We start from the raw sequence: 12,100 nt of genomic DNA, 5'->3' as shown, positions 1-12,100 counted from the left end.
GCCGCCTCGTGAGGAGGCGGCCAGCACCATATCGTGTGGTGTCTCAGACGACGCTGTGTTGTGTGAGTGCGGTTACCAGGATTGGCGGCCGTCGAGCAGGATGGCGACGACGCCGAAGGGGTCACCGTCGAGGATGCGTGTGGCGTTGTAGTAGTTGCTCATGATGCCGCCTTGGGAGTCGTTGGAGGCTTTGGGGACGGTGCGGGTGGAGTAGTCGTTGGCGGCGACTCTGGAGGCGCCTTGGTAGGTGCTGGCCATGGCGAACTCGTCGCAGCTGACGGGGCTGCCTGAGGGGCAGGCCTTGTTCCTGTTGGCGTCGATGATCGTTTGGTTGGTGGTGCGGGTGAGGTAGTTGTATTGCGGGTTGCCCCAGTGGCTGGGAAGGCTGGCTTGGGCGTCGAAGACGTGCTGGGACACTGCGGCGATGGCAGGGTTCTTGACCGGGTCGTAGACGACGGCGGTTTTCGCTGTGGGATTCACGCAGCCTGTGCGGATGGTGACCCGGTCACAGCGGGCATCGAGGGAGGCGTCGGTGTGGGACCAGGTCAGGCCACCGGCGTTCTTGAGTGTGATCCCGATCAGGCCGGTGAACTTCTCGATGGCTCCGGCTGTGCCGAGGTTGTTGGCGTACTGGCTCCAGGTGTGCTCGACGGTGGTGCTCGGTGTGAGTGGCACTTCCTTGGTGGGCAGGACGGTGCCGGTGCCGCATTTGGAGGTGTTGGTGAGGCAGGGGGTCGCGAGGTGAGCGCGGGTGCCGCCGGCCAGGCTTTCCTGCCCGGTGCCGACGTCGATTTTGGCGTCGAGTTTCCAGGCGGCGTTCCCGCTGTTGAACTGGGTGACCTTGTCGAACTCGACTGAGAGGCTCACGGTGTAGGGGAGGCGGCCGATCTCCCGCAGGGTGCCGTTCTCGCTGCGGCGCTCCTTGAGTACCCAGCCCTTGCGGGAGCAGGCGGTCCACCGGTCCGGGTTGGTGATGTTGCCGTTGCACCGCGGTGATAGCGCTGTCGGCGCGAGGTCAGGGCCTGGACGCGGTCCGATGTCGTCCATGGCGGTGGGGTCCGTGGTGCTGTCGCTGGGGTTGATCCGCTGCGGGGTGGTGCTCGTCGTGTATTGCTGCGGACCTGTCTCGGCGTCGATGATGTGGACGTTCCAGTACAGGGAGCCGCGTTCGAAGTCCTGCCGCCGGCCGCCGCCGAAGTCGTACTCGTCGCTGACCGGGAACCCGTAAGTTCCTTTCTCCCAGTCCGCCTGGGCCCAGTAGTCCCGGATCGCGCCACGCACGATGTAGGCCGCAGCTGTACCGTTCTTCCAGTAGATCGAGCCGCTTTCGAAGTGGTTGAACCGGCCACCGTCGACCGGGGTTTCCGAGACCAGGGGATAGCCCAGGGTGCCTCGTTCGTCGCCATTGGTCAGCCACTTCTGCAGGATCAGCCCACCGACCTGGTTCGCTTTGCCGCCGGCGACGTTGGGGTGCCAGTAGATGCGGTTGGTGTCGACGCCGAAGGCCTGCCACCTGCCGCCGCGGGCGGCGTCGAGCTCGTCGCTGTTGGGTTCCCCCACCGTGGGCGGGCCACCCGGCCACAATGTGCCCAGCCGGATGAACTCCTGCTCGATCGCCCCGCGGACCCAATGCCCGTTGCGGAACTGATCGGCGGCGGCCGTACCCGCCGTCGTCACGAGCGCTGCGGCCGCCACGACCAGGCACAGCGCGTAGCGCAGCCACCCTCTCTGAAGAATGCCTCTGTCAGAGGGCCCGGCATCCCGTCTCCGAACTCGCATCTGCCTGTCACCTTTCGCCCGTCGCTGTGCCGCATTCCGGCGATCGACGTTAGCGATTCACGATGAAATCCTGATGACACGGCAAACCTTGTCCTGTTATCCGCGGGAAGCTCCGGCAGCGGTGGTCGGATCACCCCCCACGGCGCGGTTCCGCTGGCAGCGGATCGTCGCTAGAAAGAGGTGTGTGGAGCACCTGTGGTACGAGATCGGGTCTTGCGCGGCTGGAGCGCTTCGAGCTGACGTTGCGCGGTACTACCGCGAGGGTCTGCTTGATGAACGCCGAGAACTTCAGGCGTATCTCGACGGAGAAGAGTACGACCTGTGGTACGGCGAATTCTGGGAAGCCAGCCCGATCGAGCTGATTCTGCCCCACGACGACTTCTGGTACCTCGTCATTGACAGCTATCCAGGTCACGTTCGTTTCGGGCTCGAGGGGCCGTTCAACTGATCGCCCTCGACGAAGGACCGTCCTGGAGTGGTGGAGGGCTCATACCGCGGCGTCTTCGCGTCCGGCCGCGAATCAGACGTGCTCGCGCCCCTGTGGCGCGGCTACGCCAGGCGCGGTGCCGTATTCGACAAGCCTGTTGGCCAGGTTCTTGTTGTCGTTCCGGGTGCGAAGCATCGCGGACCGCGCCAGTCCGGCCGCCTCGGCGAGCGAACTCACCTCACCGCTGAAGTTGAAGTGGGAACGCAAGGTCGACGCCAAGCAGGCTTCATTGTGCGCCCGGTCAGGGATCTGCTTATCGGTCCATTCGAGAGCCTGTCGCGCGAGGGCCACCCCGGCCTCGACGCCGGCGAGGTCGATCGCTGCGGCGGCGCGGCGCAGGGCCAGATTCGACAGGACGTCGGGCCGGTTGGGGTGGGATTCGGGCGTGGCGTCGAACGCCTTCTTGCTCGTATCGTCTCCAGGACCATCCAACATGGACACCGCGCGCTCGCCGACGTCGACCGCTTTCCGGATCGTCGCTTCGTCGCCGGTGCGAACATACTGCGTGCGCAAGGAGTTCGATAGATTCGACAGCCGCATCATCCGCGAATGGTCGTGATCCGGTGTCGCCGCCACGGCCTCTCGCGCGACGCGTACTGCGTCGTCCAGCACCTCAGTGTCGGAGGTGTGCCAGTACATCATCTCTAGTGCGGCGGCCAGGTTGGACAGATAGGCGGGGTCGCCGGGCGCCAGCGCGACCACCTGCCGGCATGCCGCTACCCCCTCGAACAGCAAGTCGAGGTCGTCCACACGTTCGAACAGCAGAATCAGGCCAGCGCCGAGGTTCGCTACCCAGGAGAGCTGGGGTTACGGCGCCCTAGTGGCCCGACGCAGCAGCTCCACCGACTCGCGTAAAGCGGCCAGCTCGTTCGTCGCAAGGTAGCGGCGGTACAGGTCGACGGCACGTCGGGCCGAGTCCGCGTGTGACATCAGACCAAGTCGGACCACAGGCCGGAGTGCAGGGCGGTCGTCATGCTGACACTCCGGCGAAGGACTGAATCTGATGTGTGGAGGAGACTGGGAAGCGTGTGCAGGAAAGTGCTCGAACGCTTGCGCTGTAGCAGGTTTCCATAGTCCTGCGCATACCGCCGCAACGCGCCAGTCGCAGATCACGCCTCATTGGCTTCTCCCTCCGCCGCTGCTCGGCTCGCTCTCACAGCGAAACCACCCGGCTGCCCGTCTAAGGCGCTGGCTGATGACGCGGTTGATGTGGGTGAGGCGCTGCCGGGAGTGTGTGCTGTTACGGCCCGGCAGGGTGTACAGGCTCCTCGTGGCCTGGGGAGAGGCCAACGGTGGTCGGTCGAGCCTCCAGGGCGTGATGCATTCTAGCGCCGGGGCGCGGTCGTATCGTGAATCTGTCTGTCATGATGTGGTTCACCGGTGCGGCCAGACCTGCACCGTCCAGGATTCTTTGTAAACGTCAGGGTCTCCAGGTTCGGCGATGTTGCTTGTGCGGGTTCGTCGGGCGCGAAGCTTGTAGTCGCCGGATGCAGGGAGCGCGACGTTCTTGTCACTGGGCGAGGCCGTTATGCAGGCGATCATGAGGCGGCCGGTGGGAGAGTTGAAGACGTGCTCTTCGTGAGGTGTTTCGTCGATGTCGTGAGCTGGCTCGTGAGCCCAGATCTCGAGGGTCACTTCGGCGGACAGAGCACGGTCGGAGGTGTGGAACAAGGCACCGCCGCTGCCGGCGCTGACGAGCCAGTCTGGATCCTGAGGGATGGGTAGGTCTGCGTAGGTGTCGTTGCCGAACACATCGAAGATCGTGAACTGGGAGTGGTCGACGGGGATGGTCGCGGTGTGCACCTCGACGGGGGTGTCGCCTGCCATGGGTTCCTCTCCGTGACACGGGCTCGCGGTCAGTATAGATCAACTTGAGTGGCTGACCGCGAGCCTCACGGACGTTGCCGAGCTAGTCATCGTGGCAGGCATCGGTCTCTATTCCTTGTGCGGGAACGTGACAGGGGTGAGACCGCGGCGCGGCCCCACCCCATCGAGCTGGATAGCTAGGTTATCCCGGGCACTTCACGAACGCCCGGGTCTTCTCGGTGATCTCCTGGTCGGTAATCCCGGCGGGCAGGACCACGTTCACCCAGAACTTGTCCTTGTCCAGCACGCGGTTGGCGGCGTACCAGGGGCGGCGGTAGCGGCTGCCCTCGAGGCTGTTCTGGGTCGCGGGCACCATGTAGCAGGAGTGGTCCGGGTTGAGCGAGCCTCCCTGGTAGGTGCTGGCGAACGGGTACTCGTCGCACGACTTCCCTACCGGGCGCGGGATGCTCGCCGGGCAGGCGACGTTCCGGTTGGCGGTGATCAACGCGCTGTCCATGGTGCGCGTGAGCTCGGGCCCGAAGCCTTTCCTGCCCCACTTGCCGGCGAGGTTGCGTTGTGCCCACTGGATGTGCCAGGCGACCTGGGCGGTGTCGTTGTTGAGGGTGGACACGTCGTAGGTCGGGGTGAATTGGGCATACACGCAGCCGCCGGTGTTCGGCCCCACGGTCGGGGTGCTGTCACAGCGCACGGACGAGCTGTGTCGGTGTCACAGAAGACCGGCCTGGTGGAGACGGATCACGGTGGCGAGCAGGCCGGTGCCGCCGAGGATGGCTCCGATCAGGATCTTGAGCAGGGTCAGCGCACGGTGGCCCCGACTGGGGTTGTTGGTCGTGAGGGTGACGACCATGGCGGCACCGGCGGCGGTGAGGAGCACCAGTGTGGTGAGGGTGATCAGCGGCGTCCACATGCTGTGTGTCCTGTTCTCCAAGGTCGGGAGCCCGGCCTGGCCGTGCTCGTTTGTGTTGCTGGCCAGCGTCGGCACTGGGAGCCGGGTCCGGCACGCGGGCCGGACGGACCCGGACAATGGGTCGCGGGCAGGCAGGGGCAGTGGTGGGGTCACCAGTAACGACGTGGCGGCGTCGAGAGACTGAGTACGGTGTCCGGCGCGTGTCCGATGGCGTTCGCCGGACAGGCAACTGCCGCGGTGAAGGAGGATCGTCAGCATGGAGCTGGGGGAGATCGCCACTCTGGACCAGCTGGCCGCGGCGCTTGATCAGCTACGTCGCGACCGTGGCTTCTCCCTCAGAGACCTCGCTGCCGCAGCAAGGAAGCTCTCGCCACACGGTGGGCGGCAGCGAACTCTTCCCAGTTCCACCGCCAGTGACGTGATCAACGCCAGGTCGGTACCGAAAGAGGAAACGGTGGAGACCTGGCTGGCAGCATGCGGCGTCCTCGGGGAGCAGGCGCAGCGGCCGTGGCTTCAGGCGCTGGATCGCGTCGTGAACTCCCACCTACAGCGCCCGCCCGGAGCGGTACGGGTCCGGGACGCGCGTCCGCGGGTACTGGGCGTGCACGCCGCCATCCAGGTCGACCAACCCGCCGACGACTGCCCCGCCACGTGCGGGCAACAGGAGCTGCCGCCCTACGTTCCTCGGGACTTCGACGCCGACCTGCGCACCAAGATCACCATCGCCGGGCAGCAGGGCGGATTCGTCCTGGTGACCGGGGACTCGTCGGTGGGGAAGACCCGCGCGCTGTTCGAGGCGGTGAAGACCGTGCTGCCGGACTGGTGGCTGCTGCACCCCGGCGAGGCCGACGTGCTGCGAGAGTTCGCCGGACACCCGGCGGGCCGGACGGTGGTGTGGCTAGACGAATTGCAGGACTACCTCGACTTCCGCGGAGGCGTGCCGGCGGGAGAGGTCCGCGGGATGATCGAGGCAGGCGTGGTGCTGGTGGCGACGTGCTGGCCCGGCGAACGCACCAAGCGCAGCGCACTCCCCGCAGCCGGTGAACCGGACCCCTACGCCAACGACCGGCGGCTGCTCGACCTGGCCGACGTGCTCACCGTGCCCGACACGCTCAGCACACACGAACGGCGCCGCGCCGAAGAGCTCGCCCACGCCGATCGCCGGATCCGAGTCGCGCTCGACACCCCCGACGCCGGCTTCACCCAGGTGATGGCTGCGGGCCCGGAACTGATCCGACGCTGGGAACACGCGCCCACCTACGCCAAAGCGGTCATCACTGCTGCTCTCGACGCCCGCAGCGTCGGCGCCCACGCACCCCTCACCCGCGACTACCTCGAAGCCGCAGCCCCCGGCTACCTCACCAGTCGGCAGCAGGCCACACCGCCGCCACGCTGGCTCGACGACGCCCTGGACTACGCCACCGAACTGTTGCACGGCGCCACCTGCACCCTCTGCCCGGTCGCCTCCGGTATGGGAACCATCACCGGCTACCAGGTCGCCGACTACCTTTACCAGCACGCCCTCCGTGTCCGCCACGCCGAACACCTCCCCGACACAGCCTGGCGCGCCCTGACCCGCCACTACCATCCCGACGACGCCTACCATTTGGCCGACAGCGCCAAACGCCGCGGCCGAGACCATGAAGCCATTGCCCTGTACCGACAGCTCGCCGACAACGGTGCCCCGTTCGTCTCTTCGCAGTTGGCTAGCCTGCTGGCCGCGCGGGAAGACCTCGACCAGTTGCGTGAGCGCGCCGACAAGGGCGACCCGAACGCCGCTCTCCATTTTGCTGACCTGCTGGCTGAACGGGCAGACCTCGCGCAGCTGCGCGAGCGCGCCGACAACGGCGACTACTCCGCCGCCTTGCGGTTTGCCGGCCTGCTGGCCGAGCGGGGCGACTTCGAGCAGCTGCGTGAGCGCACCGACAACGGTGACACGTACGCCGCCGACAAAATGGTTGACCTGCTGTTCAAGCAGGGCGACGTCGAGCAGCTGCGCGAGCGCGCCAACAATGGACACGGAGAAGCCCGATTCCAGCTGGGAAGGCTGCTGGCCGCAGGGGGAGACGTCGAGCAGTTGCGCGAGCGCGCCGACAACGGAGACAGGAGCGCTGCATTCTGGCTGGCGGACCTGCTAGCCGAGCGGGGAGACATCGAGCAACTGCGAAAGCGCGCCGACAACGGCGACCCGTTCGCCGCTGACCGGTTGGCTGACCTGCGGGCCGATCGGGAATAGGGCAGAAAGCTTACGTATGCGTGCCTACGACGCAGGCAAGGGCCCTGCGAGCCTGTTGGCAAAGCTATCAGAGGTGCAACAGCTGTGCTGGCGCGCCAACGAACTGGCAGGTAAAAGCTCGTTATCACCGATATCGACTTTCGCGACATGGGATGGGATCGGCGGGCATCTATTCGTATCCTCTTCGGTGGCTTCGTGGCGGGATCGGCACGGCCGCACTGCTTCTACCGCCTGCCTGTTTTGTTCGTCAGGTGCGACCGCGTTTCTCCGTGACAACCGACCGCGCCGGGTTCGGTAGGGGAGACTTTTGTTCGTGAGGTCAGACCGTGCCTGATCCGCGGCTCGCGAGGCGGGCACACTCTGCCTTTCCTCGGTCCTTACCCCTTGGCTGTTGCGGAGGCGCGGATCCAGGTGGTGTCGTTCGCCACCCGTTGCTGGACCACCACATTTGCCAGTCGGTGGACCACCAGCAGCAGGTGATCCACCGAGAGAACATGTTCCAGATCCACCTCGCGGACCGATCATGGCGACGGCAATCGAACCTCCGGAAATGCCGATGAGCAGAAGCCGACATGGTTACGATTGATGCAGTCCGCTGCGATTTGCGCCGAATAGTCAGTTGGGCATGACCCGACGCCGACGAGGCGCCGTCGAAATTAAATCTTCGACACGGAGCCCACGTCTGGCGAGGCAATGACGGATCCAGTCCTGTTGGTGCCGACTTCGGTTGTCCCAGGTGAACTGCAACGCGTCTTGCGCGCGTCGTGGACCGGTCGGCCGCAACCCAGGCACGAGGTTGTCGCACAAGTCCGCCAGCTCGCGGATCTGCTGTTGGTAGTCGCAACCTGGAAAGAACTCGTCGCACATGCTTTCACGTCGATGGGCCATCGCTCTCATGACCAGAATCGATTCGTGAACTACACCGACGACCGCGTCCGCGATCACCGACCTCTGGCCAGACCTGCCCCTCCACGAAGCTCAGTCTTCCATAACCGGCGAACGTCGGGCTGATCGATCGTGACTTGGCCCTGGCGGGCCAAGCGCACGCTCATGCCGACGAGCGGACGATGGGGCCTGCTGGACCTATCAGAGTGATTTCGCCCTGGTTTTCTGCTCCAACCGCGTGACGGTGGCTTTCTGGAACTCCCATTCCCGGGCCGAGGGGAGGAGGCTGCTCGCCGTCCTGATGGCGGCGGCCGGACCCCACGTCGCCAGTGTCTTGTCGCGTCAAGGAGTTCTGACGATGGCCGCATCTACACCGCCCCGGGATCTGCTGTTCGAGACCACCGACAGCGACCAGGCGGGCGAATTCATCACCGGTGTCTACGGCGCCGACATCAGGCTCACCGGCAGCAAGAAGGGCTACCGCTACCGGCATACCCGGATGGCCACCGACGCGTTCACCATCGACAGCGGCTCGCAAACCCACAATCTCACGGTCAATGTGGAACCGCTCCCGATGTTGCTCATCGCCTTCCCTCGCGCCATGACGATGGACTACTGGTCCCGAAGTGTCGAGCACCGGTTCGGGCCCGGCGAGGTGCTCCTCGCCTCCCGGGACGAGCAGGGCCCGCCGTACCGCGTGCGGTGGTGTGACGGCACCGTCCTGGTCGCCACCCTTCCCTTCGCGACGCTGGATCAGGTCGCCGCCACCGAGACGACTCGCCGCGACACCCCGGTCCGGTTCACCGACCTGCGCCCCGCCACTCGGACCGCCGCGCAGCATCTGACCGCGACCATCGACTACCTCGCCACCGGCTTGCGCGACCAACCGCACGCCATGCGGGAACCACTCGTGGCGAGCACGGCCGGACGACTGCTGGCCACCACCGCGTTGACCACCTTCCCCAACACCGCACTTACCGAGCCCACCATCGAAGACCGCCACGACTCCCACCCGGCCACCCTCCAGCGCGCGATCGCGTACATCGACGACCACGCCCACGAGGACATCTCGGTCGCCGACATCGCCACCACGGCGCATGTGACCATCCGCGCACTGCAATACGCCTTCCGCAGACACCGCGGCACCACCCCGATGGGCTACCTCCGCCAAGCCCGCCTCCAGCAAGCCCACCAAGAACTCCTGGCCGCCGACCCCGGCACCGGGGTCACGGTCACCGAGATCGGCGCCCGCTGGGGCTTCTTCCACCCCGGCCGCTTCGCCCACCACTACCGCACCACCTACGGCTGCCCGCCCTACCGCACCCTGCGACGCGACGGTCGCTGACCCCGGACTCCAGGGACGGCCAGCCCCGGCTCCACGCCGAATGCCGAATGCACTCTCATGCCGCTGATCGGTCGTTCGGGAACGCAGCGTTCGTCAATCGCCGCAACGCGATAACCCGTTCCACTCTGCGCCGCTGTCGATGGCCCACGACTGGCAACGTGACGGTCCCCAACGGGCAGGCGACACAGGTGGGGCGCCCGGAGCGAAGCGGAGGACGAACGACCAGGAGGGGCGTCGAGGGGCGGTCACGCTTGATCGCGAGGAACGCCGTAATGCGGTCAAAACTGATCGACATTGATCATGACAGGTGATCAACATGTGCGGTCACCTGCCCTTGCGAAATGCGAACAGATCGAGCGTCCAGTAAAAATTAGTCAAGGTGCAACGAGAAGCAGCACAAAGGGGCAATTCATGCCTAATGAGCATATGTATGAAGATCTGGTCTTCGTCGTGTAGGTGGGATGGGTGCAGGTGCCGTTCGTTTGGCACATCCGCTGCGCCGACGCCATCGGTGGCCGCGTGGTCCTGCCGATCGTGGTGGTGATCTTCGGCATGTCCATGAGCGTTGATCCGGTTTGTGCTGCAGCCCTGCTTATCACTAGGTCGGGCGATGTGGTCGTCAGTATTTCCAGGTGGTGCCGGTGCCGCGGTATTGCTCGACGGGGATGGGAGCGACTCCGTGTCGCATGTGGTCGGTGTAGAGGGTGCCGTGCAGGTGGTCGATCTCGTGGGCGATGAGGCGGGCGACGCCGCGTTCGAACTCGGTGATTCTCGTCTGGCCGTCGATGGTGGTGTGCTCGACGTGGATGACGTGCGGGCGTGGGACCTGGCCGCGGACGTCGAAGAAGGACAGGCAGCCTTCGTATTGTTCGTCGACGTCGCCGCTGGATTCGATGATGGTGGGGTTGAACAAGGTGATCGCCTCGCCGTCGGGTGTGCGGATGATGGCGGCGGCGCGGTCGATGCCGATCTGCGGTGCTGCGATGCCCATGCCTTTGCCGAAGGTGTGGGCTTGGGCGACGCGTTCGCAGGCGGAGTTGAGCGCGGTCACCACGCGGCGGGCGTCCTCGGCCTCGGCCGGGAGGTCGAAGCGGCGGGCGATGCGGCGCAGTGCGGGGTCGGTTTCTTGCACGATGCCGAGGGATGCCATGACCGCGCTTGGTTTCGGCGGTGGGCCGTCGGTGTGTGTGGTGTGGCCGCGGAAGTCCCATTCGAGCCGGTAGCGGGCGTGCAGTGGCGGGTCTTCGCAGGACCAGGAGAAGATGTGCCGGTCGCCGGTGTCGTCGCGGCCGATGGCGGTGGCGAAGGGCATGGCCTGTGCGGTCATTGAGGTGTGCAGGCCCCAGACCGAGGCGGCGAGGTCGGCGGGGAAGTCCAGGCAGACCGACAGGGTGCGGGTGGGTAGCCGTACGGCTCGTTGGAACCAGTTGCCCCAGTGTTCTTCGCTGACGGTGTATTCGTACTCGATCCAGCAGGATTCGCCGGGATACAGGGGGAAGTGCCCGTGTTGTCCGGCGAAGAGCAGCCACACTTCCTTGAACGCGTCGCGGTCGTGGTGGGCGGTCCAGTGCATCGGGTTCGCACGGCCTCGGCCGTGCCAGGCGTGCAGGTCGATCTCGTCCCAGGTCAGGGGATTCTCGGAGTAGAGCTGGTTGGAGCGTTCAGGGTCGCCGGGGAAGCGGTCGACGGAGATGCGGATCAGGTAGCGGGTGATCGGTTCGGTGCCGTGGTTGACCAGGTGGCGGCGCTGGGTGAGCCGGTAGACGCCGTCGTCGTAGCGGAGGGTGGCGTCGTCGTGGTCGACCACCAGGCTCCCGGTCCCGGCCGCGGTCTCGGTGACGGGCGGGAGGGCGGGTCGGGTTCGGGCGGGGCGCTGGGCCTCGTAGTCACGGTATGCGGTGTGCAGGGCGCCGCCGGCGCGGAGTGCGGCCTCGGCGTGTCCGGCGAACGCTTCCGAGGGGCGTTCGGTGCCGGAGAGCACCTTGGAGACGTAGGAGCGGTCATAGCCCATGGCCTTGGCCAGCGCGGCGCGGGAGAACCCGCGGACGTCGCGCCAGCGTTCGAGTTCGACGGCGAACACGTTCACCTCGGCATCCGGATTGCCGCCGCTGGTCGTGCCCGTCGTCATCGTCGCCTCCACCGTCTGGGGACCGTGAGTGTGCGTGAACGCACCGTGAGTCGCTGCTCAGCCTAGAGGCACACCCGCCCGCCGCGGTGTCCTTTCGGCTGTGACACGACGGAACGGGGGACGCGATGACGGGCAGCGGGAAGCGAGTGCGGGTGGTGTTCCGCGTCTACGCCGGGGACGGCCGGCGTCACACCTATCTGGCCATCGACCTGGCGCACGAGGGTTACTCCCAGATCCATCCGGTGTGCAACCTGGTGTTCGGCTACCGCCTCGCCCACCTGGCTGAACTGATCGGCAAGACGAGCTTCCGTGACCTCGGGAACCGTTTCGAGGTCTGCGAATCGTGTGCGAGCTGGTTGCGGAATCAGCCGCACGAGGTCCTCGTCGACACCGAGATCGTGGCGATACGCGGAACGCTGGACCTGTCAGGACACCACCCGCGCCCAGAGCGTGAGCGCTTGGAACCGGACACGAGCGTCACCGTCGCCGCCTGACCCAGCCGAACT

At 66.1% G+C, this 12,100-nt stretch carries 10 protein-coding genes; 4 read left to right on the top strand and 6 right to left on the bottom strand.

Annotated features, from left to right (window positions below; translation table 11 throughout):
* Nucleotides 1-72: 72 nt before the first annotated feature.
* Complete coding sequence (locus tag LCL61_RS28205; RefSeq protein ID WP_340682536.1) at nucleotides 73-1,695, bottom strand: LGFP repeat-containing protein; 1,623 nt, start codon at nucleotides 1,693-1,695, stop codon at nucleotides 73-75.
* A gap of 268 nt (nucleotides 1,696-1,963) precedes the next feature.
* Between LCL61_RS28205 and LCL61_RS28200 the strand changes: the two genes are divergently transcribed.
* A complete protein-coding gene (locus LCL61_RS28200) occupies nucleotides 1,964-2,227 on the top strand; it encodes a hypothetical protein (RefSeq protein WP_340682535.1) in 264 nt (87 codons plus the stop codon).
* 72 nt (nucleotides 2,228-2,299) lie between these two features.
* Here the strand turns inward: LCL61_RS28200 and LCL61_RS28195 are convergent, their stop codons facing one another.
* From LCL61_RS28195 to LCL61_RS28180, 4 genes are all read right to left on the bottom strand, one after another.
* Nucleotides 2,300-3,016: a hypothetical protein gene (locus tag LCL61_RS28195; RefSeq protein ID WP_340682534.1), complete on the bottom strand. Its 717-nt coding sequence runs from the start codon at nucleotides 3,014-3,016 to the stop codon at nucleotides 2,300-2,302.
* Nucleotides 3,017-3,640: 624 nt separating this feature from the next.
* Nucleotides 3,641-4,093 (bottom strand): hypothetical protein, encoded by a 453-nt coding sequence (locus tag LCL61_RS28190; RefSeq protein WP_340682533.1) that lies wholly within the window; start codon nucleotides 4,091-4,093, stop codon nucleotides 3,641-3,643.
* Between the two features lie 181 nt (nucleotides 4,094-4,274).
* Nucleotides 4,275-4,757, bottom strand: coding sequence for a NucA/NucB deoxyribonuclease domain-containing protein (locus LCL61_RS28185; protein WP_340682532.1), 483 nt, complete (start codon nucleotides 4,755-4,757; stop codon nucleotides 4,275-4,277).
* 42 nt (nucleotides 4,758-4,799) lie between these two features.
* The gene (locus LCL61_RS28180) at nucleotides 4,800-5,000 is read right to left on the bottom strand and encodes a hypothetical protein (protein ID WP_340682531.1); all 201 of its coding nucleotides are present in this window, start codon (nucleotides 4,998-5,000) and stop codon (nucleotides 4,800-4,802) included.
* A gap of 256 nt (nucleotides 5,001-5,256) precedes the next feature.
* Between LCL61_RS28180 and LCL61_RS28175 the strand changes: the two genes are divergently transcribed.
* Together LCL61_RS28175 and LCL61_RS28170 are read left to right on the top strand one after the other, a co-directional pair.
* Nucleotides 5,257-7,236, top strand: coding sequence for a hypothetical protein (locus LCL61_RS28175; protein ID WP_340682530.1), 1,980 nt, complete (start codon nucleotides 5,257-5,259; stop codon nucleotides 7,234-7,236).
* 1,243 nt (nucleotides 7,237-8,479) lie between these two features.
* Complete coding sequence (locus tag LCL61_RS28170; RefSeq protein WP_340682529.1) at nucleotides 8,480-9,466, top strand: helix-turn-helix transcriptional regulator; 987 nt, start codon at nucleotides 8,480-8,482, stop codon at nucleotides 9,464-9,466.
* 619 nt (nucleotides 9,467-10,085) lie between these two features.
* Here LCL61_RS28170 and LCL61_RS28165 read toward each other — a convergent pair.
* Nucleotides 10,086-11,594, bottom strand: a complete 1,509-nt coding sequence (locus LCL61_RS28165) for a peptide deformylase (protein WP_340682528.1) — start codon at nucleotides 11,592-11,594, stop codon at nucleotides 10,086-10,088.
* 125 nt (nucleotides 11,595-11,719) lie between these two features.
* Between LCL61_RS28165 and LCL61_RS28160 the strand changes: the two genes are divergently transcribed.
* The gene (locus LCL61_RS28160; protein WP_340682527.1) at nucleotides 11,720-12,088 is read left to right on the top strand and encodes a hypothetical protein; all 369 of its coding nucleotides are present in this window, start codon (nucleotides 11,720-11,722) and stop codon (nucleotides 12,086-12,088) included.
* Nucleotides 12,089-12,100 lie beyond the last annotated feature (12 nt).

The organism is Amycolatopsis coloradensis, from assembly GCF_037997115.1.
In the GTDB taxonomy this organism is placed as follows: Bacteria; Actinomycetota; Actinomycetes; order Mycobacteriales; family Pseudonocardiaceae; genus Amycolatopsis; species Amycolatopsis coloradensis_A.
This window is presented reverse-complemented; position numbering and strand designations above follow the sequence as displayed.